General features: G+C 70.8%; 23 protein-coding genes. 19 read left to right on the top strand and 4 right to left on the bottom strand.

What is annotated here, in order from left to right; genetic code table 11:
- The first annotated feature begins 240 nt into the window (after window positions 1-240).
- Window positions 241-834 (top strand): sigma-70 family RNA polymerase sigma factor, encoded by a 594-nt coding sequence (locus tag RUR49_RS23255; protein ID WP_409148835.1) that lies wholly within the window; start codon window positions 241-243, stop codon window positions 832-834.
- Between the two features lie 18 nt (window positions 835-852).
- Here the strand turns inward: RUR49_RS23255 and RUR49_RS23260 are convergent, their stop codons facing one another.
- Complete coding sequence (locus RUR49_RS23260) at window positions 853-2,136, bottom strand: histidine-type phosphatase (protein WP_409148836.1); 1,284 nt, start codon at window positions 2,134-2,136, stop codon at window positions 853-855.
- 165 nt (window positions 2,137-2,301) lie between these two features.
- On the opposite strand from RUR49_RS23260, the gene RUR49_RS23265 reads away from it, so the two are divergent.
- The 4 genes from RUR49_RS23265 (at window position 2,302) to RUR49_RS23280 (ending at window position 5,722) form a co-directional block, all read left to right on the top strand.
- The gene (locus tag RUR49_RS23265; protein ID WP_409148837.1) at window positions 2,302-3,276 is read left to right on the top strand and encodes an NADPH:quinone oxidoreductase family protein; all 975 of its coding nucleotides are present in this window, start codon (window positions 2,302-2,304) and stop codon (window positions 3,274-3,276) included.
- A 22-nt stretch (window positions 3,277-3,298) separates the two neighbouring features.
- A complete protein-coding gene (locus RUR49_RS23270) occupies window positions 3,299-4,015 on the top strand; it encodes an NUDIX hydrolase (protein WP_409148838.1) in 717 nt (238 codons plus the stop codon).
- Window positions 4,016-4,082: 67 nt separating this feature from the next.
- Window positions 4,083-4,787 carry an NUDIX domain-containing protein gene (locus RUR49_RS23275; protein ID WP_409148839.1) on the top strand — a complete coding sequence of 235 codons (705 nt, stop codon included), beginning with the start codon at window positions 4,083-4,085 and terminating at the stop codon, window positions 4,785-4,787.
- A 23-nt stretch (window positions 4,788-4,810) separates the two neighbouring features.
- Window positions 4,811-5,722: a PhzF family phenazine biosynthesis protein gene (locus RUR49_RS23280; protein WP_409148840.1), complete on the top strand. Its 912-nt coding sequence runs from the start codon at window positions 4,811-4,813 to the stop codon at window positions 5,720-5,722.
- A 40-nt stretch (window positions 5,723-5,762) separates the two neighbouring features.
- On the opposite strand, the gene RUR49_RS23285 is transcribed toward RUR49_RS23280, so the two are convergent.
- A complete protein-coding gene (locus RUR49_RS23285; protein WP_409148841.1) occupies window positions 5,763-6,446 on the bottom strand; it encodes a TetR family transcriptional regulator in 684 nt (227 codons plus the stop codon).
- Window positions 6,447-6,576: 130 nt separating this feature from the next.
- Between RUR49_RS23285 and RUR49_RS23290 the strand changes: the two genes are divergently transcribed.
- From RUR49_RS23290 to RUR49_RS23305, 4 genes are read left to right on the top strand one after another with little or no spacing between them, the layout of a single operon-like run.
- Window positions 6,577-7,779: an efflux RND transporter periplasmic adaptor subunit gene (locus RUR49_RS23290; RefSeq protein WP_409148842.1), complete on the top strand. Its 1,203-nt coding sequence runs from the start codon at window positions 6,577-6,579 to the stop codon at window positions 7,777-7,779.
- Entirely contained in the window at window positions 7,776-10,973 is a 3,198-nt protein-coding gene (locus tag RUR49_RS23295) for an efflux RND transporter permease subunit (protein WP_409148843.1), read from the top strand. Before RUR49_RS23290 ends, RUR49_RS23295 begins: the two co-directional genes overlap by 4 nt.
- A 36-nt stretch (window positions 10,974-11,009) precedes the next feature.
- Window positions 11,010-11,267, top strand: a complete 258-nt coding sequence (locus RUR49_RS23300) for a hypothetical protein (protein ID WP_409148844.1) — start codon at window positions 11,010-11,012, stop codon at window positions 11,265-11,267.
- 3 nt (window positions 11,268-11,270) lie between these two features.
- A complete protein-coding gene (locus RUR49_RS23305) occupies window positions 11,271-11,555 on the top strand; it encodes a type II toxin-antitoxin system RelE/ParE family toxin (RefSeq protein WP_409148845.1) in 285 nt (94 codons plus the stop codon).
- Between the two features lie 7 nt (window positions 11,556-11,562).
- On the opposite strand, the gene RUR49_RS23310 is transcribed toward RUR49_RS23305, so the two are convergent.
- On the bottom strand, window positions 11,563-12,723 hold the full coding sequence (locus RUR49_RS23310; RefSeq protein ID WP_409148846.1) for a serine hydrolase domain-containing protein: 1,161 nt from the start codon (window positions 12,721-12,723) through the stop codon (window positions 11,563-11,565).
- A gap of 143 nt (window positions 12,724-12,866) precedes the next feature.
- On the opposite strand from RUR49_RS23310, the gene RUR49_RS23315 reads away from it, so the two are divergent.
- The 9 genes from RUR49_RS23315 to RUR49_RS23355 all read left to right on the top strand — a co-directional run bounded on the left by RUR49_RS23315 (window position 12,867) and on the right by RUR49_RS23355 (window position 21,582).
- Window positions 12,867-13,661 (top strand): thymidylate synthase, encoded by a 795-nt coding sequence (locus tag RUR49_RS23315; RefSeq protein ID WP_409148847.1) that lies wholly within the window; start codon window positions 12,867-12,869, stop codon window positions 13,659-13,661.
- 2 nt (window positions 13,662-13,663) lie between these two features.
- Window positions 13,664-14,149, top strand: a complete 486-nt coding sequence (locus RUR49_RS23320) for a GNAT family N-acetyltransferase (protein WP_409148848.1) — start codon at window positions 13,664-13,666, stop codon at window positions 14,147-14,149.
- 77 nt (window positions 14,150-14,226) lie between these two features.
- Window positions 14,227-14,730, top strand: coding sequence for a dihydrofolate reductase (locus RUR49_RS23325; protein WP_409148991.1), 504 nt, complete (start codon window positions 14,227-14,229; stop codon window positions 14,728-14,730).
- The gene (locus RUR49_RS23330; protein ID WP_409148849.1) at window positions 14,727-15,992 is read left to right on the top strand and encodes a flavin monoamine oxidase family protein; all 1,266 of its coding nucleotides are present in this window, start codon (window positions 14,727-14,729) and stop codon (window positions 15,990-15,992) included. Before RUR49_RS23325 ends, RUR49_RS23330 begins: the two co-directional genes overlap by 4 nt.
- A gap of 171 nt (window positions 15,993-16,163) precedes the next feature.
- A complete protein-coding gene (gene hflK / locus RUR49_RS23335; RefSeq protein WP_409148850.1) occupies window positions 16,164-17,372 on the top strand; it encodes an FtsH protease activity modulator HflK in 1,209 nt (402 codons plus the stop codon).
- Window positions 17,369-18,394, top strand: a complete 1,026-nt coding sequence (gene hflC / locus RUR49_RS23340) for a protease modulator HflC (RefSeq protein WP_409148851.1) — start codon at window positions 17,369-17,371, stop codon at window positions 18,392-18,394. The genes hflK and hflC overlap by 4 nt, the downstream gene beginning before the upstream one ends.
- Entirely contained in the window at window positions 18,391-18,576 is a 186-nt protein-coding gene (locus tag RUR49_RS23345; protein WP_409148852.1) for a DUF2065 domain-containing protein, read from the top strand. The genes hflC and RUR49_RS23345 overlap by 4 nt, the downstream gene beginning before the upstream one ends.
- 52 nt (window positions 18,577-18,628) lie before the next feature.
- Window positions 18,629-20,155: a DegQ family serine endoprotease gene (locus RUR49_RS23350; protein WP_409148853.1), complete on the top strand. Its 1,527-nt coding sequence runs from the start codon at window positions 18,629-18,631 to the stop codon at window positions 20,153-20,155.
- Window positions 20,156-20,259: 104 nt separating this feature from the next.
- Complete coding sequence (locus tag RUR49_RS23355) at window positions 20,260-21,582, top strand: PQQ-dependent sugar dehydrogenase (protein WP_409148854.1); 1,323 nt, start codon at window positions 20,260-20,262, stop codon at window positions 21,580-21,582.
- Window positions 21,583-21,592: 10 nt separating this feature from the next.
- On the opposite strand, the gene RUR49_RS23360 is transcribed toward RUR49_RS23355, so the two are convergent.
- Complete coding sequence (locus tag RUR49_RS23360) at window positions 21,593-22,771, bottom strand: cyclic nucleotide-gated ion channel (RefSeq protein ID WP_409148855.1); 1,179 nt, start codon at window positions 22,769-22,771, stop codon at window positions 21,593-21,595.
- Between the two features lie 157 nt (window positions 22,772-22,928).
- On the opposite strand from RUR49_RS23360, the gene argE reads away from it, so the two are divergent.
- Complete coding sequence (gene argE, locus RUR49_RS23365; RefSeq protein ID WP_409148856.1) at window positions 22,929-24,080, top strand: acetylornithine deacetylase; 1,152 nt, start codon at window positions 22,929-22,931, stop codon at window positions 24,078-24,080.
- Window positions 24,081-24,095 lie beyond the last annotated feature (15 nt).

Here is a 24,095-nt window from a genome sequence, read left to right on the forward strand (position 1 = left end):
CGCGTCGAGCCGGCCGGAACTGGCCGTTCGTCGTCCCCGAAGTGGGCGAACGCTGGCGGGAAAAGTTGGGCGAGAGTGTGACAGCGACCTGGCTGCGGCCGTCAGGCGGGCTGTCGCGGAAGCCGGCGGCGGGAGGCGGACGCATGTCCGGCCTTGCACATTGGCCGGCTTTCGGATTGCCTTCGGATTCGCCGGCACGCGTGTGGAGCCGGTTTGGCTTGGAACGGACGGCGAAGAACAGTGGCGTACGTTTCCGGCTCGGCCGGCGGCTCAGATGGGGATCGCTTCGCGAGTTTGGTGGAGCGGGTGGCGGAGCATCGCGACCGCGCCGCCTTCGTACAGCTGTTCGACCATTTCGCCCCGCGCCTCAACGCGCACCTCCGGCGCATGGGCGCCGACGCCGCCGTCGCCGAGGAGATCGCCCAGGAGGTGATGGTCGTGCTGTGGCGCAAGGCCGCCCTGTTCGATCGCACCAAGTCCTCGGTCGCCACCTGGCTCTACCGCATCGCCCGCAACCGCCGCATCGACCTTTTGCGCCGCGACCGCAGCGCTCTCCTCGACGCCGAGGACCCGGCGCTGCAGCCGTCGGGCGTTCCGGCCCCTGATGACGGCATCGACGCCCGCACCCGCGAGGACAAGGTCCGCGCCGCGATGCGTCTGCTGCCGCCCGACCAGCTTGCGCTGGTGCGGCTCGCCTTCTTCGACGGTCTCTCCCACAGCGAGATCGCCACCCGCGAGGGATTGCCCCTCGGCACCGTCAAGTCCCGCATCCGCCTCGCCTTCGGCCGCCTGCGCAAGCAGCTCGAAACCGACGCGGCGATCGACGTGGACTGAGGGCGGCGGGGCCGCTCGTCACCCGCCCGTACAGGCGGGGTCGATCTTCCCTCGTGCGATTCCCTCGAATTGCGTCCACGGGCAGGCGCCGCCCTCCATGGCACATCCCTCGATCGCCATGACCGATGAGGTCGGCGGGTTGTCGGGATCGAGCGGCCGCGCGTCGCGCAGTTGCTCGATCGTCTGGGCGCGATAGACGCTGCGCACCAGTTTCTCGCCCGCCGGCGTCGTCCAGAGCTCGAACGCGATGACGCCGCCGGGCGGTATCTGGTGCGGGTTGTAGCTCTCGAGCTCCCACTCGAGGCCGAGCATGCCGGCGAGATGCAGGATGATGGTGTCGTGGCTGAAGTAGGCGACGACGGGCGCGGACTGCGCCTCAGGTTTCGTCGCGAAGCGCTCCAGCGCGTGCAGCACGAGGGAAAGCGACTTCGAGCCTGGTGCTGTGCCGATCGCCGGTGGCATGTTGGTGGCGGCGAGCGACAGGGCGTGGATCTTGTTCACCTCGCTGACCGCCGCGCCGAGCGGTAGGCCGGCGGCGCCGGCGAGCCGGCCCCAGCCGACCTCGGCCTCGGGATAGCCGGCGGCGTACTCGAACAGGATCTGCTCCGCCGGCGTGCTCGCCATCTCGGGCGCCTTCGCCGGATCGGCGGTGCCGATCGAGCAGCCGGGCTCGAGACCGAAGCGGGCGCAGCCTCCGGGCGCGAACGGACCGAGCACCTCGTTCATCACCGCGAGCGGCCTGGCGAGGTCGCCTTCCGCACGCTTCGCCCACGAGCCGCCGACGAAGGCGAGCGCCGCCGCCGCCTCGGTCTCCCGGTCGACCGCGCAGGCGGGGCCGCCGGAGTAGGTCGCCTCGTCGGTGTGGATGGATGCCGCGCAGCCGGGGGCGAAGCTGTCGGCGAAGGCGCCGGCCGTCATCGTGGTGCGTTCGTCGTCGGCATAGAGCGTCGCCGCGTGCTTCGTCGCCGGGCAGCCGTCGGCCGGGACCAGCCTTTCCTCGGCATAGTGGCTGCGGAAGTAGGCCCCCAGCGCCCGGACGCGCGGGTAGGCCTCTGGCAGCAGGTTGCCGGCAACGACGCCGAAGTCCGGCCATGGGCGCGCGCTGATGTTGTTCATGCAGACGGCGTCGTCTTCGCTTCGGCAGAGCACCGGCTTGGTCGGCGAGCGCAGACTGTGGCGGCCGTAGAGGACGACGCCCTGCAACGTCCAGCCGTCTGGAACGGGCGCTTCCGCCCGCGGCGAGGAGACTGCGGCGAGCGTGGCTGCGGCGGCGAGAGCGACGACGAGAGTTCCGAGTTTCAAGATCCACCCCCCGGTTGATGGCCGACGGTGATCCGGGCCGCGCGGGCCTTCAATGCAGCACCTTGTCGCCCACCCGCCTCGTTGCGAGACGGGATCGCCAATGTCCGCTAGCCTCCGGCTGCGGCGCTGGCGCCGCGATCCGTCGGGAAGCAGGGAAGGGGACTGATGCGGGCCGTTCTCAGTCGCGAGCCGGGGCCCCCCGCGAGCCTCGCCGTCGCCGATGTCGCCGAGCCGGTGGCGGGGCCGGGCGAGGTCGTCGTGGCGGTGGCCGCCGTCGGGCTCAACTTCCTCGACACCCTGATCATCCGCGACCGCTACCAGTTCAAGCCGGAGCGGCCGTTCTCGCCCGGCGCGGAGATGGCCGGCACCGTCGTCGCGCTCGGGGAGGGGGTCGCGACGCTTGCCGTCGGTGATCGCGTCAGCGGCCACCTTGGCTGGGGCTGCTGCCGCGAGCAGGTCGTGGCGAAGGCCGCGAGCCTCGCGAGGGTGCCGGACGGCGTACCCCTCGAGGTGGCCGCCGGCCTCACCATCACCTATGGCACGACAATTCTGGCGCTGGACGAGCGTGCGAGCCTGCGCCCCGGCGAGACGCTAGCCGTGCTCGGCGCCTCCGGCGGCGTCGGCCAGGCGGCGGTGGAGATCGGCAAGGTGATGGGGGCGCGGGTGATCGCCTGCGCCGGCGGCGCCGACAAGCTCGCCTTCGCCCGCGACTGCGGCGCCGACGAGATCGTCGACTACGAGCGCGAGGACCTGAAGGCGCGGCTGAAGGACCTCACCGGCGGCCGCGGCGTCGACGTCATCTACGATCCGGTCGGCGGTGCCTATTCCGAAGCGGCGATCCGGGCGATCGCCTGGCTCGGCCGCCACCTCGTCATCGGCTTCGCCGCCGGCGACATCCCGAAGATCCCCCTCAACCTCCTGCTCCTGAAGAACTGCGACCTGCGCGGCGTCTTCTTCGGCGAGGCGGTGAAGCGCGATCCGGCCGGCCACGCGCGGTCGATGGAGCGCATCCACGGCTGGGTGGCTGAGGGCAGGATCAAGCCGCACATCGACCGCGTCGTCGGCCTCGACGAGGTGCCGGCGGCGCTGGAGGCGATCGCGGCCCGAGCGGTCAAGGGCAAGGTCATCGTGCGGCCGTGATCGCGCCCAGGATGTCGCCGCCATGACCGCGACCACAGCGCCACCGCCGACGGTCGAGCCCCTCGCGGCGAGCGCCCTCGTCTTCCACGACGAGCAACCGGCCTTCGTCGCGGCCCAGAAAACCATGATCACAGATCATTGGTCACGATCGGTGGCGGCGAAGCCGGCCCTCTTCGACGGCACCGTACTGATCGCCGAGGACCTGACCGTTGACGGCGGCCGGCTCGCGGCGACGCTCCGGCCGATCCCGTTCTCCGCCTTCCTCGCGTGGCGCGAATGGGGCTATCCGGTCGAAGGCCTCACCCACCTGTCCGCAGCCGCGGCGATCGTGGCCGCTGACGGCGCGGTGATCCTCGGCACGATGGGCGCCCACACCGCCAACGCCGGCCGCACCTACCTCGTCGGCGGCACGCCGGACCTCACCGACGTCGCACCGGACGGCACGGTCGACCTCGTCGCCACGGCCGCGCGCGAACTCGCTGAAGAAACAGGGCTTTCGGCCCCAGCTGCGATCGTCGAGGCGCTCGTCGTCCGCGATCACCCGCGTGCCGTCGTCGTCGCCGTGCACCGCTTTCCGATCACCGCGGACGAACTCGCTGGCCGGATCCGCCGCTTCCTCTCCGCTGATCCGGAGCCGGAACTGGCCGACGTCGTGGTCGTGCGGTCTCTCGCGGACCTCGATCCGCGGAGCGTGCCGGCGACGACGCGGGCGGTGGTCCGCCACCTGCTCGGCCCGTGAAACCCCCGTGAAACACCCCCGCGGGCCCGTGAAACACCCGTGAAACACGTCGAACGGAGCCGCCACCGTGCACCGTCTTCCGCCGACCGCCGAGGCAACCGTCCTCGACATCCGCCTGAGCCTTGATCCGCTTCAGTTTTCCCTCCGCGAAGAGGCACGGATCGCCGCCACCTTCGCCGCGGCGAAAGCCGGCAATCCGGCGCTCTTCGACGGGCCGATCCTGCTGTTCTCGCGACCGTGCATCGACGGTCCGTCACTGGCGGCCACCGCCTACCGCACCCGCTACTCGTCGCTCACCACCCTGATCGCCCACCCGGAGACCGGCCGCGACGCCGTCAACCTGTTCGGCGCGGCGGCGATCGTCGGCTCCGACGGCGGCGTCGTGCTCGGGCGGATGGGGCCGAAAACCGCCGGGGCCGGCGAGGTGAAGTTCCCCGGCGGCACGCCCGACGAGGAGGACGTGACGGCCGCGGGCGGCGTCGACATCGTCGGCTCGATCGTCCGCGAAATGGCGGAGGAGACGGGGCTTTCCGCGTCGGACGCGCGGCTCGACGAGACGCTGATCCTCGTCGACGACCACCCCTACTTCGCCGTGGTCGGCGTGCTGCGCTTCCCCGAGCCGGCGGAGCATCTGGCCGAGCGGGTGCGGGCCTTCCTCGCCGCCGATCCGGACCCGGAACTCGCGGGCGTCGAGGTGGTCCGCCCCGGCGCCTCGCTTGATCCGGCGATCGTGCCGGCCTACACCCGCGCCGCGCTGGCGCGCATTTCCTGAACCCCGACGGATCGGAACACCGCATGGCCCGCCGCTACGCCGTCCTCGACGTCTTCACCGACACCGCGCTTTCCGGCAACGGCCTCGCCGTCGTGCTGGACTCTGAGGGCCTGTCGGACGAGCGGATGCAGCAGATCGCCCGCGGCTTCAACCTGTCGGAGACGGTGTTCGTGCTGCCGCCGACGGGCGTCGGCCACACGGCCAAAGTGCGCATCTTCACGCCGGCGCGGGAGCTGCCGTTCGCCGGCCATCCGACCGTCGGCACCGCCGTGCTGCTCGCCACCCGCAAGCTCGGCGACGTCGCCGGCCAGTGCGACGCGATGATCGTGCTGGAAGAGGGCGTCGGCCCGGTGCGCTGCGGCGTCGTCCTGCACCCCGGCGCGGCGGGCTACGCCGAGTTCGACGTGCCGCGCAAGCCGGAGGAGGTGGTCACCGCCATCGACAAGGAGGCGGTCGCCGCCGCCCTCGGGCTGCTGCCGCGCGAGATCGGCTTCGAGAACCATGTGCCGACCGCCTATGACGCCGGCGTCCCCTACACCTTCGTGCCGGTCCACGGCCTGGACGTCATCGCTCGCGCACGCCCGGTCCGCGAACTCTGGAAGAGCGCGATCACTGACGGCCGGCCGAGCCCGGTCTTCGTCTATTGCCGTGAGACGGTGAAGCACGACGCCGCCTTTCACGCCCGCATGTTCTCGCCCGAGTTCGGCATCGACGAGGACCCGGCGACGGGGTCCGCCGCGGCGGCCTTCGCCGGCGTCGTGCAGCGCTTCGACGCGCCGACCGACGGCCGTCACGTGCTGCCGATCGAGCAGGGCATCGAGATGGGACGGCCGTCGCTGATCCGGCTCGAGATCGAGGTCGAGGGCGGCGCGCTGAGGGCCGTGCGCATCGGTGGCCACGCCGTGCTGGTCGCCGAAGGCGATCTGCATCTCTGAGGGCGACTGACCGCCCGCCGAAACGGGACCGCGCGGCGCCTTAGGCGCCGGCAAACTCCAGGACGCTGGCGGGAACCGCGGGCGCGGTTCGGTCGGTCTCGATACCGGCCGTCCCGCGGAAGGCGCCGAAGAGCTGGTCCAGCACCGGCGTCGCCTCGGCGACGAGGTCGTGGCCCTCCGGGTCCTTCAGCCATTCGGAAATGAGCCCGGTGACGGTGGCGTTCAGCGTGCGCGCGGCGACCGGCGCCGTCCATGGGCGGGCGAGGCGGCCGGCGGCTCCCGCCAGTTCGAAGCCGTCGGCGAGCGCGCAGCGCATGCGCTGCTTGGCCGTGTCCTGGCGGCAGAGGGCGGCGCCGATGTCGTCCACCGCCTCGCAGCGGTGGAACAGGATGGCGAAGACGCGGCGGCGCTGCGGGTCGGTGCCGATCAGCTCGATCGCACCGCGCGTGGCGGCCTCGATGACGGAGAGCGGATCGGGATGGCGCTCGGCGACGGCGCGTTCGACCATGTCCTCCTGGGGCAGGCGGATGCGCTCGAACAGGGCACCGATGAGCTCGCCCTTCGACTTGAAGTGCCAGTAGACGGCGCCGCGCGTCACGCCGGCGCGCGCGCCGATCTCGTCGAGCGACGTCCGGCCGACGCCCTGATCGAAGAACAGCGTCTCGGCGGCGTCGAGGATGGCCGTGCGTGTCCGCGCGGCGTCTTCCTTTGTGCGTCGCACCATTTCGTGAGCGTCACCTGCTTTACATACGTGTCAACACGTATATAAACGGCCTCCGAACGATCGTCGACCGGCATCGCGCCACACCCCCCGCTTTGGGCGCGACGGTCAGCGGGAATCCTGGATCAACTCCATGCTGGCTTCTGTTGTCCGTCGCACTTGGTGCGCTGCCGCGTTGCTGTCGGCCACGCTCGGCGCCACCGCCGCCCTTGCCCAGGGCGGCGCGCCGCCGCCCCCGCAGGTGACCACCGTCGTCCTCGAGACGACCCCGGTGCCGCTCTCCCTCGAGTATTCCGGCCGGATCTCGGCCTACCGGAACGTCGAGGTGCGCGCGCGCGTCTCGGGCATTCTCATCAGCCGCGACTTCACCGAGGGCGAGCCGGTGAAGGAGGGCCAGCTCCTCTATCGCATCGACCCGGCGCCCTATGAGGCCACGCTGGCGCGGGCGCAGGCGCTGCTGCAGCAGGAACAGGCGACGCTGGAGCGCCGCGAGAAGGACCTCGAGCGCGCCCAGGAGCTGCTCAGGCGCAAGTCCGGCACCGAGAAGGCCTTCGACGACGCCACCGCCGACGTCGCCCTGTCGAAGGCGCTGGTCGCCGCCGCCCGGGCGCAGGTCCAGACCGCCGAGCTCGACCTCGGCTACACCACGGTGAATGCGCCGATCTCCGGCACCACCAGCCTCGACACCATGGACCAGGGCAGCCTCGTCGGCACCACCGCCGACAACAGCCTGCTCACCCGCATCCACCAGCTCGACCCGGCCTATGTGAACTTCTCTTTCACCGACCGCGAGCTCGGCGAATTGCGGGAGCTCTGGGACAGCGGCCGCGCCGACCGCCCCGCCGACGGTGCGCTGAAGGCGGGCATCGAGTTCGGCGACGGCTCGGTCTACGACGAGGAAGGCACGATCACCTTCACCGACGCGACGATCGACCAGCAGACCGGCACGATCCGCGCCCGCGCCGTGGTGCCGAATCCCGAGCTCAAGCTCCTGCCCGGCCAGTTCGTCCGCGTCGTCGTCAAGGGCGTGACGCTGAAGGAGGCGCTGGTCGTGCCGCAGGCGGCGGTGATGCAGGGCCCGCAGGGGCCCTACGTCTACGCCGTCGACGCCGAGAGCAAGGCGGCGATGAAGCCGATCGAGCTCGGCCGCGAGGTCGAGGGCGGCTGGATCGTCGAGAGCGGGCTCATGAGCGGCGACCGCATCATCACCGAGGGCGTCATCAAGGTGCGCCCGGGTGCACCCGTCACCCTCGACGCGCCGGCCGCCGTCTCCGATGCGGCTGGTGCCGCTCCGGTCAAGAAGGCCGAGGCCGCAAAGGGCGAGACCGTCCAGTGACACCACGCTTCTTCATCGACCGCCCGGTCTTCGCGGCAGTCCTGTCGATCGTCATCGTCATCGCCGGCCTCGTGTCGATGCGGGCGCTGCCGATCGCGCAATATCCCGACATCGTGCCGCCGCAGGTGCAGGTGACGGCGAGCTATGCCGGCGCGAGCCCGCAGACCGTCGCCGATACGGTGGCGGCGCCGCTCGAGCAGCAGATCAACGGCGTCGACGACATGATCTATCTGGAGTCCGCGAGCCTCGCGAACGGCCAGATGACGGCGACGGTGACGTTCGAGATCGGCACCGACCCGGATCAGGCGACGATCAACGTCAACAACCGCGCCCAGCGCGCCCTGGCGGTGCTGCCGAGCGAGGTGCAGCAGACCGGCGTCACGGTCTCGAAGCAGTCGAGCGCCATCCTCAGCGTCATCACGATGTACTCGCAGGACGGCAACTACGGGCCGATCTTCGTCTCGAACTACGCCCTCCTCAACGTCGTGGACGAGCTGAAGCGGGTCGAGGGTGTCGGCGACGCCCAGATCTTCGGCGCCAAGGACTACTCGATGCGGATCTGGCTCCGGCCGGACAAGCTCGCCCAGTACGAGCTGACACCGAGCGATGTCGCCAACGCCATTCGCGAGCAGAACTCACAGTTCGCCGCCGGCCGCTTCAACGACGAGCCGTCGCCGGGCGGGCGCGCCTTCACCTACATCGTCACCACCACCGGCCGCCTGCCCGACGCCAAGGCGTTCGAGAACATCATCCTGCGCTCCGACCAGAACGGCTCGACGCTGCGGATCAAGGACGTCGCGCGCGTCGAGCTCGGCTCGATCGATTACGGCTTCGAGGCGACCTACAACGGCAAGCCGACGATCGCGATCGGCATCTTCCTGCAGCCCGGGGCCAACGCCCTCGACACCGCGGAAGCCGTGCGCGTGCGCATGGGCGAGCTCGCCGAGCGCTTCCCGGCCGGCATCGCCTGGGCGATGCCCTACGACACGACGAAGTTCGTCCAGATCTCCATCGAGGAGGTGATCAAGACCTTCATCGAGGCGATGATCCTGGTCGTGCTCGTCGTCTTCGTGTTCCTGCAGAAGGTGCGGGCGACGCTGATCCCGCTGATGGCGGTGCCGGTGTCGATCATCGGCACGTTCGCCGGGATGTACGTGCTCGGCTTCTCGATCAACCTCCTGACGCTGTTCGGCCTCGTGCTGGCGATCGGCATCGTCGTCGACGACGCCATCGTCGTGCTCGAAAACGTCGAGCGCATCATGACGACCGAGGGCCTGCCGCCACGCGAGGCGGCGATCAAAGCGATGGAGGAGGTGCAGGGGCCGGTCATCGCGATCGTGCTGGTGCTCTGCGCGGTGTTCATCCCCGTCGCCTTCATGGGCGGCCTCGCCGGCGAGATGTACAAGCAGTTCGCCGTCACCATCGCGGTGTCGGTGTCGATCTCCGGCATCGTCGCCCTGACGCTGACGCCGGCGATGTGCGCGCTCATCCTGAAGCCCGGCCACGACCGGCCGGCGCTGCCCTTCCGCATCTTCAACCGCGGCTTCGATCTCGCGACCCGCGGCTATGCGGCGGGCGTGCGCTTCTTCCTGAAGCGGGCGATCGTCGGCCTGCTGCTGTTCGCCGGCATGCTCTATGTCGGCTGGAGCCTGTTCTCGAAGATCCCGTCCTCGCTCGTGCCGAACGAGGACCAGGGCTACATCATCACCGCCGCCTTCCTGCCGCCGGCGGCCTCGCTCGAGCGCACGGAGAGGGCCACGACCGCCTTCTCCGAGGCGATGATGCAGCAGCCGACGGTGGCCGACATCATCACCTTCGCCGGCTTCGACATCCTCACCTTCGGCCAGAAGTCGAACGCCGGCGTGTCGTTCGTGCCGCTGACCGACTGGTCCGAGCGCATGGGGCCGGGGCAGGATTCACAGTCGATCGCTTACCAGGCGATGGGAATCGGCTCGTCGATCCGCGACGGCTTCATCCTCGCCTTCAACCCGCCGCCGATCTCGGGCATGTCGACGACCGGCGGCTTCGAGGGCTACGTCCAGGACCGCTCCGGCTCCGGCTCGCAGGCGCTCGCCGGCAAGGTGCAGGAACTGATCGCGGCCGCGGCGAAGCGCCCGGAACTGACGGGCCTCAACACCACCTTCTCGACCGAGATCCCGCAATACCGCCTCGACGTCGACCGCGAGAAGGCGAAGGCGCTCGGCGTGCCGATCGCCTCGATCTTCGAGGCGATGCAGTCGACCTTCGGCAGCCTCTACGTCAACGACTTCACCCTTTTCGGCCGGAACTACCGGGTGAACCTGCAGGCGGAAGCCGCCTTCCGCGAACGGCCCGAGGACCTCAAGCAGGTGTTCGTGCGCTCGGACGCGGGCAGCATGATCCCGATCGACACGCTGGTGACGGTCCACCGCACCATCGGCCCGGATACCGTGACGCGCTTCAACCTGTTCCCGGCGGCCAAGATTCTCGGCGGGCCGGCGCCCGGCTACTCGTCCGGCCAGGCGATCGAGGCGATGGAGGAGGTGGCGCGCGAGGTGCTCGGCACCGGCTACTCGCTCGGCTGGGTGACCTCGGCCTACCAGGAGACGGAGGCGGCCGGCACCGGCAGCCAGGCCTTCCTGTTCGCCATCGTCATGGTTTTCCTGATCCTCGCCGCCCAGTACGAGCGCTGGTCGCTGCCGTTCGCGGTGATCCTGGCGGTGCCGTTCGCCCTCGTCGGCGCGCTGGCGGCGATCTGGCTGCGGGGGCTCGACAACGACGTCTACTTCCAGATCGGCCTCGTGACGCTGATCGGGCTCGCGGCGAAGAACGCCATCCTCATCGTCGAGTTCGCGATCATGAAACGGCGCGAGGGCTTGTCGGCGGCGGACGCGGCGCTGGCGGCGGCGAAGCTGCGCTTCCGGCCGATCATCATGACGTCGCTCGCCTTCATCCTCGGCTGCGTGCCGCTCGCGATCTCCACCGGCGCCGGCTCGGCGAGCCGGCACTCGATCGGCACCGGCGTCATCGGCGGCATGCTGGCGGCGACGTTCCTGGCGATCTTCTTCATCCCGATGTTCTACAGCCTGATCGCCCGCAAGGCCCCGAAGCCGAAGCGCGGCGCACCGGCGGCGCCGGCGGGGCCGAGTGGTCCGGTGGATGGGGTCGGCCATGCGGCGCCGGCGCAGCCCGCACATCCGGCACCGGCGGAGTAGGAGGCGTCCGCCTCGACTTCGCCGGACATTCGTCGGATGATCTTCGCCGTGCCCGCCTTGCGGGCACGGGAGATTGTCATGGCCGGCAACACGAACCCGAAGTCCCCGACACCCGAGCGGATCCCGAACGCGGACGCTGCGGCCGAGCACGACGTGTGGTTCCGGGCGGAAGTGGAGATGGCCCTCGCCGAGGCGGACGATCCGCAAACCGAATGGGTGTCGCAGGACGAGGTCGAGCGCGGCTGGGGCTCGCAGCGCGCGGCGCTCGCCAAGGCGCCCCCCGCGCGCTCCTGACCGGTGAGTGTCGTCTGGATGCGCCGGGCGGTCGCGGAGCATCGCAGCCTCGTAGCCTACATCGCCACCTACAGTCCGCGTGCGGCTGTCCAGCAGGGTGATCGCATCGTCGAGGCCGCGAACGCGCTGGCGGACAACCCCGAGCGTGGACGTCCGGGGCGGGTGGCAGGAACGCGCGAGCTCGTCGTGCCGCGGACGAACCACATCGTCGTCTATCGCAAAGCAGCCAGCGGACGGATCGAGATCCTGCGGGTGCTGCACGGGGCGCAGCGGTGGCCGCCCGTCTGACCCTCGTTCACTCCGCGAGGTCGGGCAGGGGCGGCCAGGCGTAGCGGGCGGCGAGCAGCGGCAGGAGGCGGGCGATGAGCGCCTCGCCGTTCTCCGAGTTGGTCATCACCGCGCCGCCGCGCCCGAGGGCGGGGGCGACGACGAGGTGGCAGTGGAAGCCGAGATTGTGGCCGTCCTTGTGGAAGACGAGGGCCTCGCCGCTGCCCGAAACCGCGCCGCCGAGGCCGTAGCTGGCGCCGTCGACCGGCGTCATCATCTGCCGGACGAGATCCGGCCGGAGCAGCGGTCGCGGCGCGCCCTTGAGGGCGTCGCACAGCGCCACGGCGAGGCGGGCGAGGTCGGCCGGCGTCGACCACAGGCCGGCGGCGGCGAGCTCGGGCATCACCTGCGCGCCCGGAGCGAGCGGCGTGCCGTCGACGAGATGGCCTGAGGCGAGGTCCGGCTCGCGGGCAACGACGAGCGGCTGGTCGAGCGTCGACCCGCCCATCCGCGCCGGGCCGATGACGAGACCCGGGACCAGGCGGCCATAGGGGATGCCGACGGCGTCGGCGAGCACCGCCTCGACGATCTCGTAGCCGCCGCCGGAATAGAGGTGGCCGCGGCCGGGGGCCTGCACGATCGTCACCGCCGGCGTGTTCGCCGGCGGGCTGCCGTCGAGGATCTCGCGCAGCGACGGCAGCGGCGCGCCGGGGGCGTAGCCGGGAAAGCCCGGCACGCCGATGCCGGCGGTCATGGCGAGCAGGCGGCGCAGCGTCACGGCGCGGCCGCCGAAGCGGTCGGGCGGCAGGGTCCAGGAGCGCAGGTATTGGCGGACGTCGACGTCGAGGTCGACGGCGCCGGTCTGCACGACCGCGAGCGTGGTGACGGCGGCGAGCGTCTTCGAGATCGAGCACGCCTGGAAGACGGTCGCCGGCGTCACCGGCGCCGCCTCGCCGGCGCGGCGGACGCCCGCCGTCACCGTGGCGATGCCGTCCACCGGATCGAAGAGGGCGACGGCGAGGCCAGGGACGCTGTGCTCGTCGGCGAGCTCGGCCAGCGCCGGGGCGAGGGCGGCGACGTCGTCGGCGAAGGCGGCGCGGGCAGGGCGGACGCCGGCGAGGGCGCCCGCGGTGGCGGCGGCGAGGCCGGCGGCGACGGTGCGGCGGCTGGGGGGGCGCCCGCGGATCATCGGTCGGCCTCGGCTGTGTGCAAGTTCATCGCGATCTTTCCGAACCCCCGTGACGCTCCTAGTGTGCCGGGTCGGTGGCGCGGGTGCGAGTCGCTCGCGATGCCGCGGCGGCAACTGGTGGCGACGGGACCAAGGACGACGGTATGCGGGCCTATCTCGATCTCGTGCGCGACATTCTCGACAACGGTACCGAGAAGCGCGACCGCACGGGCACCGGCACGCTGTCGGTGTTCGGACGCCAGCTGCGCTTCGACCTCGCGGAGGGCTTCCCGCTCGTCACGACGAAGCGCATCCACCTGAAGTCGGTGGTGCACGAGCTCCTGTGGTTCCTCGCCGGCGACACCAACATCGCCTACCTCAACGACCACGGCGTGACGATCTGGGACGAGTGGGCGGACGCGCGCGGCGAACTCGGCCCCGTCTACGGCCGGCAGTGGCGCTCGTGGGCGGCACCCGACGGGCGCGTCATCGACCAGATGGCCGAGGTGGTGGAGGCGATCCGCAAGAACCCGGACTCGCGCCGGCTGATCGTCTCGGCGTGGAACCCGGCCGACGTGCCGGCGATGGCGCTGCCGCCGTGCCACCTCATGTTCCAGTTCTATGTCGCCGATGGCCGGCTCTCCTGCCAGATGTACCAGCGCTCGGCCGACGTCTTCCTCGGCGTGCCCTTCAACATCGCCGCCTACGCGCTGCTGACGCAGATGGTGGCGCACGTGACGGGGCTCCAGCCGGGCGACTTCGTGCATTCCTTCGGCGACACCCACCTCTACCTGAACCACCTCGAGCAGGCGCGGCTGCAGCTGACGCGCGAGCCCCGGCCGCTGCCGAAGGTGGTGCTCAACCCGGACGTGACGGACCTCTTCGCCTTCCGCTTCGAGGACATCCAGGTCGAGGGCTACGACCCGCATCCGGCGATCAAGGCGAAGGTGGCGGTGTAGTCATGGCCCTCACCATCCGTCCCGCCGTGCCCGGCGACGCCGGGATCGTGCTCGGCTTCATCAAGGCGCTCGCCGACTACGAGAAGCTCGCCCATGAGGTCGAGGCGACCGAGGCGTCGCTCGACGCGGCGCTGTTCGGGCCGAGCCCGCGGGTGTTCGCCGACATCGCCGAGTGGGACGGCGAGCCGGTCGGCTTCGCAATCTGGTTCTACAATTTCTCGACCTTCCTCGGCCGGCACGGGCTGTGGCTCGAGGACCTCTACGTCGTGCCGGAACAGCGCGGCCGCGGCATCGGCAAGGCGCTGCTCGGGGTGCTGGCGAAGCGCTGCCTCGACGAGGGGCTCGGCCGGCTCGAGTGGTGGGTGCTCGACTGGAACACCCCGGCAATCGAGATCTACAAGGCGCAGGGCGCGCGGATGATGGACGAGTGGACGGTCTGCCGGACCACCGGCGAGGATCTCGCCCGCCTCGCGAGCGCCGCACCGTGACCTCGGGGCCGGAGACGGCACCCGTCGTCGAGCCCCGTGACGCGCCGGCCGCGCTTCCGATCGTCTTCCTCGTCGCGATGGGCGAGAACGGTGTCATTGGGCGTGACGGCGACATGCCGTGGCGGCTGTCGACGGATCTCCGCCGCTTCAAGGCGCTGACGCTCGGCAAGCCGGTGATCATGGGCCGGCGCACCTTCGCCTCGATCGGCCGGCCGCTGCCGGGCCGCGAGATCATCGTGGTGACGCGGCAGCCTGACTTCGCGGTCGACGGCGTCACCGTCGCGGCGAGCCCGACGGAGGCGGTCGCGGCGGCGCGCCGCATCGCCGCCGGCACCGGTGCGGCCGAGATTGTGGTGGCCGGCGGTGGCGAAATCTACCGGGCGCTCATCGGCGAGGCGTCGCGGCTCACCGTCACCGAAGTGCACGCCCGGCCGGACGGCGACGTGCGCTTCCCGGCGATCGATCCGGCGGTGTGGCGCGAGGTCGGCCGCGAAGGCCCGGTGCAAAGCGAGCGGGACAGTGCGGCGATGAGCTTCGTCGCGTACGAGCGCCGGACGACGGGTGGGGCGGGGACAGGATGATCGAGACGGATGTCGTCGTCGTCGGCGCCGGCGCCGCCGGGCTCGCCGCCGCCGGGCGGCTGCAGGCGGCCGGCGTGCCGTTCGTGCTGCTCGAGGCCAAGTACCGGGTCGGCGGGCGGGCCTTCACCGACAGCGCCACCTTGGGTGTGCCTTTCGATCGCGGCTGCCACTGGCTGCACTCCGGCTCGCTCAATCCGTTCGCTGCGATCGCCGACCGGCTCGGCTTCCACTACCAGCGACATCCGGCGAGGAAGCGCCGTCTGTTTCTGGCCGGCCACGAGGCGGACGATGCGACGCGCGATGCCGCCGGAGCGGCGATCGCCAACGCCTTCGACGTGACGATCGCCGCCGGCGAGGCGGGCCGCGACGTGGCGATGTCCGAGGTGATCGAGGTTCCTCCGCGGTGGAAACGCCTCGTCGACCACTGGACCGGGCTGATGTCCTCGCTGCCGCCGGAGGAGATCTCGACGCTCGACTTCGCCCGCTACCGCGACACCACCGAGAACTGGCCGGTGGACGAGGGCTTCGGCGCGCTGGTGGTCGCCGCCGGTGCTGGCGTCCCGGTCTCGCTCGGGGTTCGCGTCCGCTCGATCGATTGGTCGGGCGCCGGCGTCGTGGTGGCAACGGACGCGGGGGATATCCGCGCGCGGCGGGCGATTGTCACGGTGTCGACGACGGTACTGGCGCGCGGCGGCATCCGCTTCACGCCGGCCCTGCCCGACGACCTCGCCGAGGCCATCGAGGCCTGTACCCTCGGCCACGCCGAGAAGATCGTCTTCCGCTTCGACCGGCCGGTCGAGGGCTTCGCGCCGACGAGCTACGCCGAGGCCTACGAGCCGGACGAGCCCGGGCGCGCGCCGATCAACTTCGTCGTCAATCCGTTCGGGCGTCCGCTCGCGGTCGGTCACGTCGGCGGCCGGTTCTCCGCCGAACTCTCGCGCGCGGGCGAAGCCGCGATGATCGATCTCGGGCGTGCCGCCCTCGCCGACATCTTCGGAAGCGGCATCGCCCGGCGGATCGTTGCCGCCACCGTCACCACGTGGTCGGAGGACCCGGACATCGGTGGCGCCTACTCCAGCGCCCGGCCGGGCAAGGCGGCGGCGCGCCAGCTGTTGACGCTTCCCGTCGGCGACCGCCTGCACCTCGCCGGCGAGGCCTCGGCCGGGCCGTTCTACTCCACCGCCCACGGCGCGCATCTGTCTGGCCTCGCGGCGGCGGAGTGGGCGATCGGTCGCGTCGGAGAATCGCCGGCCGGCCGTTGACGGGATGGGCCTTCGTGCCCATTTGCGGCCGGGAACAGATCGGCGCCGTTCGTTGAAAGGCCGGGGGGAAGCCCCTATAACCGCGCTCTGCTCCGGACCCTGTCCGGGCCGCGGTCGAGGCTGAGAGACGCCGCGGTGCGGCACGGCACGGCCGACAGTTGAGGAGTGGGGATGCCCTGGAGCAATCAGAACGGTGGCGGTCGCAAGGGTGGCGGCGGCCCATGGGGAGCGGGTGGTGGCCCGTGGGGTAGTGGCGGTGGCGGTGGCGGCGGCGGCGGTGGTGGCGGCCCTTGGGGCAGCGGCCCGCAGCGTCCCGGCCCCGGTGGCGGCGCCCCCGATCTGGAAGAGCTTCTGCGGCGCAGCCAGGATCGCCTGAAGCGCGCGCTGCCGGGTGGTGGCGGCTCGCTTGGTGTCAAGGGCCTGGCGATCGCCTTCGTCGCCATCGTTGTGCTGTGGCTGGCGACCGGCTTCTACCGCGTACAGCCGGGTGAAGTGGGCGTCGAGCTCGTGTTCGGCCGCTTCGTCGGCCAGACGCAGCCGGGTCTCGATTACAACTGGCCCTATCCGATCGGCTCGGTCGAGACGCCGGACGTGCTGCGCGTGCGCGAAATCACGGTCGGCCTGCGCGAGAGCGAGGCGGCCCGCGGCACCCAGTCCGCCCGCGACGTTCCCGAAGAGAGCCTGATGCTGACGGGTGACGAGAACATCGTCGACGTCGACTTCAAGGTGTTCTGGCGGATCAACAACGCCCCCGACTTCCTGTTCAACATCCAGAACCCCGAGGGCACCGTGAAGGCGGTGGCCGAGGGCGCGATGCGCGAGGTGGTCGGCCGCAACAACATCCAGCGCGTCCTCACCGACCAGCGAGAGCGCATCCAGATCGACGTGCAGACGCTGATGCAGACCGTCCTCGACGGCTACGGCGCCGGCATCGAGATCACGCAGGTGCAGATGCTGACGGTAGATCCGCCACAGCAGGTCATCGACGCATTCCGTGACGTGCAGGCGGCCCGCGCCGACCAGGAGCGCGTGCAGAACGAGGCGCAGGCCTACGCCAACCGGGTGATCCCGGAAGCGCGAGGCGAGGCGGCGCGCATCCTCGAAGGCGCTGCCGGTTACCGTGACCGGACCATCGCCGAAGCGCGCGGTCAGGCCGACCGCTTCATCAAGATCTACGAGCAGTACGCCGAGTCGCCGGCGATCACCCGCGAGCGCATCTATCTGGAGACGATGGAGCAGGTGCTGGGCAAGACCGACAAGATCATCATCGACGGCAGCATGGGCGGCTCCGGTGTCGTGCCCTACCTGCCGCTCGACCGGCTGGACCGCGGTGCGCCGACGGCGCAGCCGGCCGCCCCGCGCAATGGGAGCCAGCCATGAGGTTCGGCGTCATCGGCATCGTCGTCGCCGCCGTCCTGGCGGTGCTCGCCTACGGCTCGCTGTTCATCGTCTATCCAACCCAGCAGGCCCTCGTGCTGCAGTTCGGTGAGGTCAAGCGCCCCATCACCGAGCCCGGCCTCTATTTCAAGGCGCCGTTCATCCAGAACGTCGTCTATCTCGACAAGCGCATCCTCGACCTCGACGTGAACTCGCTGGAGGCGATCGCCTCCGACCAGAAGCGCCTCGTCGTCGACGCCTTCGCCCGCTACCGCATCGACAATCCGGTGCTGTTCTTCCAGACCGTGAACAATGTCCAGGAAGGCAGCCGGAGGCTCGCGACGTTCGTGCAGTCGGCGGTGCGCGCGGTGCTGGCCGATACCACCTTCATCTCGGTGGTGCGCGACAGCCGTCCGCAGCTGATGGAGCGCATCCGCAGGGACGTCGAGGCCCGCGCCGAGGGCATCGGCATCAAGGTGGTGGACGTGCGGCTTCGCCGCGCCGACCTGCCGGAGGCGAACAGCCAGGCGATCTTCCGCCGCATGCAGACGGAGCGCCAGCGCGAGGCGACCGAGATCCGCGCCCAGGGCGAGGAGGCGGCCCGCCGCATCCGCGCCACCGCAGAGCGCCAGGCGATCGTCATCACCGCCGAGGCGAACCAGGAATCGGAGACGATCCGAGGCGATGGCGACAGCCAGCGCGGCCGCATCTTCGCCGAGGCCTATGGTCGGGATCCGGAGTTCTTCGCGTTCTTCCGCTCGATGCAGGCCTATGGCGCGACGCTCGCCGACGACGGCACGCGCTTCGTCATCTCGCCGGACACCGAGTTCTTCCGCTTCCTGAACGATCCGTCGGGATCGATCATGGCGGAGCCGGCGGCGCCGGTCACTCCGTCGGCGCCGTCGACGCCGGGTGACGCGGCGGCGACGCCGGGTGATGCGGCGGCTGCTCCGGCGGCGGCCGTGCCTGCGGCTGCCGAGCCGGCGGTGCCGGCCGAGCCGACGGCGACCGCCGCGGGGCAATGAGCGACCTTCTGGTCGCGATCGGCCTCGTGCTGGCGATCGAGGGAACGCTCTACGCGTTGGCGCCGCAATCGCTGAAGGCGATGATGCGCGCCGTGCTCGATCTTCCCGACGCGCAACTGCGCGTCGCGGGCGTAGGGGCGCTGGCTGTCGGGGTGCTGGTGGTATGGTTCGTGCGTGGCTGACGCCGCAGGTGGCGGCAGCGCTGCGCCGCGCCACGAGGAATGGAGACCGACGATGACGCAGTTCTTTCGCCCCCGGGCGATGACAGGGGTGGCGTTGGCCCTCGTGCTGTCCGCCACGGCGGGCACGCCGCTGGCGATGGCACAGGATCAGGCGCCTGCCCAGGGACTGCCGCAGACGCCGGCGCTGTCGCAGACACCGCGCGGGGTACAGGGGCCGGAGTCGGTCGCCGACCTCGCCGAGGGGCTGCTCGACGCGGTCGTCAACATCTCGACCTCGCAGCGCGTCGAGGGGCGGCGGTCGGTTCCGATCCCGCAGGTGCCGGAAGGCTCGCCCTTCGAGGAATTCTTCGACGAGTTCCTGAACCGCCAGGACCAGGGCCAGGACAACCAGCCGCGCCGGGTGCAGTCGCTCGGCTCGGGCTTCGTCATTGACCCGAGCGGCATCATCGTCACCAACAACCACGTCATCGAGGGCGCCGACGAGATCACCGCCAACTTCTCGGACGGCAGCAAGCTCAAGGCCGAGCTGATCGGCACCGACAAGAAGACCGACCTCGCGGTGCTGAAGGTCAGCCCCGAGAAGCCGCTCGTGGCGGTGCCGTTCGGCAATTCGAACGAGATCCGCGTCGGCGACTGGGTGATGGCGATCGGCAACCCGTTCGGCCTTGGCGGCACGGTGACGGTCGGCATCGTCTCGGCGCGTAACCGCAACATCAACGCCGGCCCGTATGACGACTTCATCCAGACGGACGCGGCGATCAACCGGGGCAATTCCGGAGGCCCGCTGTTCGACATGGAAGGCCGTGTCGTCGGCATCAACACGGCGATCATCTCGCCCTCGGGCGGCTCGATCGGCATCGGCTTCGCCATTCCGGCCAACATCGCGACCTCCGTGATCGCGCAGCTGCGGCAGTTCGGCGAGACCCGCCGCGGCTGGCTCGGCGTTCGCATCCAGGAGGTCACCGACGACATCGCCGAGAGCCTGTCGATGCCGAAGGCGTCGGGCGCGCTGGTGGCCGGCGTCACCGAGGGCGGACCCGCCGCAGCCGCCGGGCTCGAGCCGGGCGACGTCATCGTCACCTTCGACGGCCGCGAGGTGCCGGAGATGGACGACCTGCCGCGGATGGTCGCCGACACCGCGATCGGCAAGGCCGTCGATGTCGAGGTGCTGCGCAAGGGCGAGCGCAAGACGATCAAGGTCGAGCTCGGCCGCCTCGAGGACGGCGAGACGGCAGCCGCCAGCCCCGCCTCCACCACGCCTGCAGAGCCCGCGGCACCGACTGCCGTGCTCGGGCTGAAGCTGTCGGAGCTGACGCCGGCGCTGAAGGAGCAGTTCAAGCTCGCCGACACCGTCAAGGGCGTCGTGGTCACCGAGGTCGACCCGGCGAGCGCAGCCGCCGAGAAGCGCATCCAGGCCGGCGACGTCATCGTCGAGGTCGCCCAGGAGGCGATCACGACGCCGGCCGATGTCGCCGCCAAGGTGGACGCGCTGAAGAAGGACGGCCGCAAGTCGGCGTTGTTCCTGCTCTCCAACGCCTCCGGCGAAGTGCGCTTCGTCGCGGTGCGTATCGACGGCTGAGCCGCGCACGCCACCGGCCGCCGGCGCGCTTCGCCCAATGGCGGGTTGCGCCGGCGCGGGGTTCCGGGCTGAGATGACGACTTCACCCTGACCCGGAGCCGATGATGGCGAACTACGCGAATTTCGGCGGCCTCGTGGGCGCGTGCATCACCGGCGTGGCGCACTTCCTCACCGACCTGCGCAAGGGCCCGGCGCTCGCCGAGGAGGCGGGCTACGGCGCGGCGCCGAACCTGCCGAAGCCGAAGCCGACGCTGATCCCGATCATGAAGATCGCCCCGGCCGTCGGCTGGCCGCCCGGCCGCAAGCCGAAGCCGGCCCCGGGCTTCACGGTCGAGGCCTTCGCCGGCGAGCTCGAGCATCCGCGCTGGGTCTACGAGCTGCCGAACGGCGACATCCTCGTCGCCGAGACGGCGGCGCCGCCCTCGAAGGCCACGGGCTTCAGCCTGCGCTGGTGGGCGCAGGGCTTCGTGATGACGCGTGCCGGCTCAGGCGTGAAGAGCGCCGACCGCATCACGCTCCTGCGCGACGCCGACGGCGACGGCGTCGCCGAGGTGAAGCTCCCCTTCCTCGAGCACCTGCACTCGCCGTTCGGCATGGCGCTCGTCGGCGACACGCTCTACGTCGCCAACGCCGATGCCGTCGTGCGCTTCCCCTACGAGGCGGGCACCACCCGCATCACCGCTGCGCCGGTGAAGGTCTGCGACCTGCCGGCCGGGCGCAACCATCACTGGACGAAGAGCCTCGTCGCCAACAAGGCCGGCACGAAGCTCTATGTCGGCGTCGGCTCCAACTCCAACGTCGCCGAGTTCGGCATGGAGGAGGAGGAGATGCGCGCCAACATCCTCGAGGTGGACATCGCCTCGGGTGCCGTGCGCGTCTTCGCCGGCGGCCTGCGCAATCCGGTCGGCATGGACTGGAACCCGGTGACGGGCGAACTCTGGACCAGCGTCAACGAGCGCGACGAGATCGGCGACGACCTCGTGCCCGACTACATGACCTCGGTGAAGGACGGCGCCTTCTACGGCTGGCCCTACAGCTACTGGGGGCAGGTGGTCGACGAGCGGGTGAAGCCGCAGCGTCCGGACCTCGTCGCAAAGGCCCTGAAGCCGGACTATGCGCTCGGCTGCCACACCGCCTCGCTCGGCCTCTGCTTCGTCGACGACGACCGCTTCGGGGCGCGCTTCCGGAACGGCGCTTTCATCGGCCAGCACGGCTCGTGGAACCGCAATCCGCCGTCGGGCTACCGCGCGATCTTCATTCCCTTCGAGAACGGTGTCCCGGCGGGGCCGCCCGAGGAGATCCTCGGCGACTTCCGGGTGGACGGGAAGGCGCTCGGCCGGCCGGTCGGCGTCATCGTCGACCGCCGCGGCGGGCTCCTCGTCGTCGACGACGTCGGCGACTGCATCTGGCGCGTCACCCAGGCCTGAGCGGCGGCGGCTACGTCGTCTCGGTCGGGTCTTCGCCGACCGGGACGGCCATCGCCTCGGGGCGCCGGGCGGCTTCCGCCAGACGGGCGGCGAGCGCCGGCCAGCGGCCGGTCAGGACGTTGAGATCGGCCTCCGGGATCATCAGTAGCCGCACGCGCGTGGTCGCCCTGACCAGGAGGGCGCTGCGCTCGGCCTCCGGCGTCAGGAAGGCGCCGAAAGCCGAGCCGGGCGGGCGATTGTCGCGACCGGCGGGGCTCTCGATCTCGACCGTGCCGGCGGCCGTGACATAGAGCGAGGTCGCCGGTTCGCCGCGCCGGAGGATCAGGTTGCCGGCGTCGAAGGACTGCGCTCGGACCACCGCCAGCACCTCGCCGATGATCGCCGGCGAGAGACCGGCAAACAGCGGCAGCCGGGCGAGCGTCGCCCAGTTCACCACGAAGCCGCGGCGGCGGATCACCTCGGCGAACGAGGTCGCGACGATGGCGATCGGCAGCGCCAGCACGATCAGGCCGGCGACCATCGTCATGGCGCCGATCATCCGGCCGAGCGGCGTCTGCGGGACGACGTCGCCGTAGCCGACCGTCGTCAGCGTCACGATCGCCCACCACATCGCCGCCGGGATCGAGCCGAACGCCGCCGGCTGGTTGTCGCCCTCGGTGATGTAGAGCAGCGTCGCCGCCGTGATCACGGCGACGAGCAGCACGAACAGGCACGAGATCAGCGTGTGGCGTTCGGCATAGATCGCCTCGAACAGCGCCGTGATGCCGGTCGAGTAGCGCAGCAGCTTGAAGATCCGCAGCAGCCGCAGCAGCGCCAGTGTGCGCAGGTCGACGGAGAACAGCCGCGCGATGATGAACGGCAGGATGGCGATGAGGTCGATGAGGGCGCTCGGCGAGCGCAGGAACCGCCAGCGCGCGCGCATCGCCGGCATCTCGCTGTAGCGCGGATCCTCGACGCTGACCCAGATGCGCACGGCGTACTCGATGGCGAAGATGACGAACGACACCGCCTCGACGCCGCGGAAGATGAGGGCGTGCTCGCCGGTCTGGAACTGCGGCAGCGTCTCGATGATGGCGAAGCCGACATTGATGACGATGGTGGCGATGATGACGAAGCGCGTCACCAGCGTGACGGGGTCGCGCGTGTCGTCGCCCTCGAGGATCTCGTAGAGCCTTCGTCTCAGTGTCACGCGCCTCATCCCCCGCCCGGTACGCGGTGCGACGGTGGCGCGCCGGATGGCGGCGGGTCAAGCGGCGGACGCGGGGCGATCACGTTTGCCACCCGGCTTGCGCCGGCCGGGCGGGTGGAGGAAGGTCGGGGCGATTCCATGAACGGGGCGGCAGACGATGACGGAGCGGACGATCGCGATCCTCGAGAAGCTCGTCTCGTTCGACACCACCAGCCGCAACTCGAACCTCGAGCTGATCGACTGGGTGGAGGCCGAACTCGCCGCGCAGGGCCTGTCGTCGGTGCGCACCTACGACGATGCCGGCGTCAAGGCGAACCTCCTCACCACCATCGGGCCGACCGAGGCGCCCGGTTTCGTGCTCTCCGGCCACACCGACGTCGTGCCGGTGGACGGCCAGGCGTGGACGAGCGACCCGTTCCGGCTGACGCGGCGCGGCGATCGCCTCTACGGACGCGGCGCCTGCGACATGAAGGGCTTCCTGGCGAGCTGCCTCGCCGGCGTGCCGCGGATGCTGGAACGGCCGCTGGCGCGCCCCATCCACATCGCCTTCTCCTATGACGAGGAGGTCGGCTGCCTCGGCGTGCCGCGGCTGATCGCGCGGATGGGCGAGGCGGGTCTGGCGCCGGCGGCGTGCTTCGTCGGCGAGCCGACCAGCATGCAGGTGGTGGTCGCCCACAAGACGAAGGTGAGCTACCGCGCCGTCGTCACCGGCAAGTCGGTGCACTCGGCGCTGGCGCCGCAGGGCGTCAATGCCGTCGACTATGCCGCACGGCTCGTTGTCCACCTCAACGAGATCGGCCGACGGCTCGCGGCCGGGCCTTCGGACGCTCTGTTCGACGTGCCGGTGTCGACCGCCCACACCGGCGTGATCGCCGGTGGCACGGCGCTCAACATCGTGCCAGAACACTGCGAATTCCTGTTCGAGTTCCGCACCTTGCCGGATGTCGACGTCGACGCCCTCGTGGCCGAGGTGGCAGCCTACGCCCGCGACGTGCTGGAGCCGGAGATGCGGGCGGTCGATCCCGCGACCGGCATCCGCCTCGAGTGGCTGTCGGGCTTTCCAGGCCTCGACACCACGCCGGAGGCCGAGGTGGTCGGGCTCGCCAAGCGCCTCGCCGGCCGCAACGACCACGGCAAGGTGGCCTACGGGACGGAGGCCGGGCTGTTCTTCGCCGCCGGCGTGCCGACGGTGGTGGTGGGGCCGGGCTCGATCGAGCAGGCCCACAAGCCGGACGAGTACATCGAGGTCGGAGAGCTCGCGCGCTGCGACGCCTTCGTCGACCGGCTGATCGACCACTGCGCCGCCTGACGCAGCGGCTGATCC

Origin of the sequence: Pseudoxanthobacter sp. M-2, from assembly GCF_046156265.1 — a bacterium.
In the GTDB taxonomy this organism is placed as follows: Bacteria; Pseudomonadota; Alphaproteobacteria; order Rhizobiales; family Segnochrobactraceae; genus CAMDHY01.

Coding starts and splice junctions, on each gene's coding strand:
- RUR49_RS23325 (WP_409148991.1), top strand. CDS start 14,227: ATGGGCGAGAACGGTGTCATTGGGCGTGACGGCGACATGCCGTGGCGG.
- hflK (WP_409148850.1), top strand. CDS start 16,164: ATGCCCTGGAGCAATCAGAACGGTGGCGGTCGCAAGGGTGGCGGCGGC.
- hflC (WP_409148851.1), top strand. CDS start 17,369: ATGAGGTTCGGCGTCATCGGCATCGTCGTCGCCGCCGTCCTGGCGGTG.
- RUR49_RS23285 (WP_409148841.1), bottom strand. CDS start 6,446: ATGGTGCGACGCACAAAGGAAGACGCCGCGCGGACACGCACGGCCATC.
- RUR49_RS23350 (WP_409148853.1), top strand. CDS start 18,629: ATGACGCAGTTCTTTCGCCCCCGGGCGATGACAGGGGTGGCGTTGGCC.
- RUR49_RS23270 (WP_409148838.1), top strand. CDS start 3,299: ATGACCGCGACCACAGCGCCACCGCCGACGGTCGAGCCCCTCGCGGCG.
- RUR49_RS23355 (WP_409148854.1), top strand. CDS start 20,260: ATGGCGAACTACGCGAATTTCGGCGGCCTCGTGGGCGCGTGCATCACC.
- RUR49_RS23265 (WP_409148837.1), top strand. CDS start 2,302: ATGCGGGCCGTTCTCAGTCGCGAGCCGGGGCCCCCCGCGAGCCTCGCC.
- RUR49_RS23345 (WP_409148852.1), top strand. CDS start 18,391: ATGAGCGACCTTCTGGTCGCGATCGGCCTCGTGCTGGCGATCGAGGGA.
- RUR49_RS23280 (WP_409148840.1), top strand. CDS start 4,811: ATGGCCCGCCGCTACGCCGTCCTCGACGTCTTCACCGACACCGCGCTT.
- RUR49_RS23310 (WP_409148846.1), bottom strand. CDS start 12,723: ATGATCCGCGGGCGCCCCCCCAGCCGCCGCACCGTCGCCGCCGGCCTC.
- RUR49_RS23290 (WP_409148842.1), top strand. CDS start 6,577: ATGCTGGCTTCTGTTGTCCGTCGCACTTGGTGCGCTGCCGCGTTGCTG.
- RUR49_RS23330 (WP_409148849.1), top strand. CDS start 14,727: ATGATCGAGACGGATGTCGTCGTCGTCGGCGCCGGCGCCGCCGGGCTC.
- RUR49_RS23315 (WP_409148847.1), top strand. CDS start 12,867: ATGCGGGCCTATCTCGATCTCGTGCGCGACATTCTCGACAACGGTACC.
- RUR49_RS23320 (WP_409148848.1), top strand. CDS start 13,664: ATGGCCCTCACCATCCGTCCCGCCGTGCCCGGCGACGCCGGGATCGTG.
- RUR49_RS23300 (WP_409148844.1), top strand. CDS start 11,010: ATGATCTTCGCCGTGCCCGCCTTGCGGGCACGGGAGATTGTCATGGCC.
- argE (WP_409148856.1), top strand. CDS start 22,929: ATGACGGAGCGGACGATCGCGATCCTCGAGAAGCTCGTCTCGTTCGAC.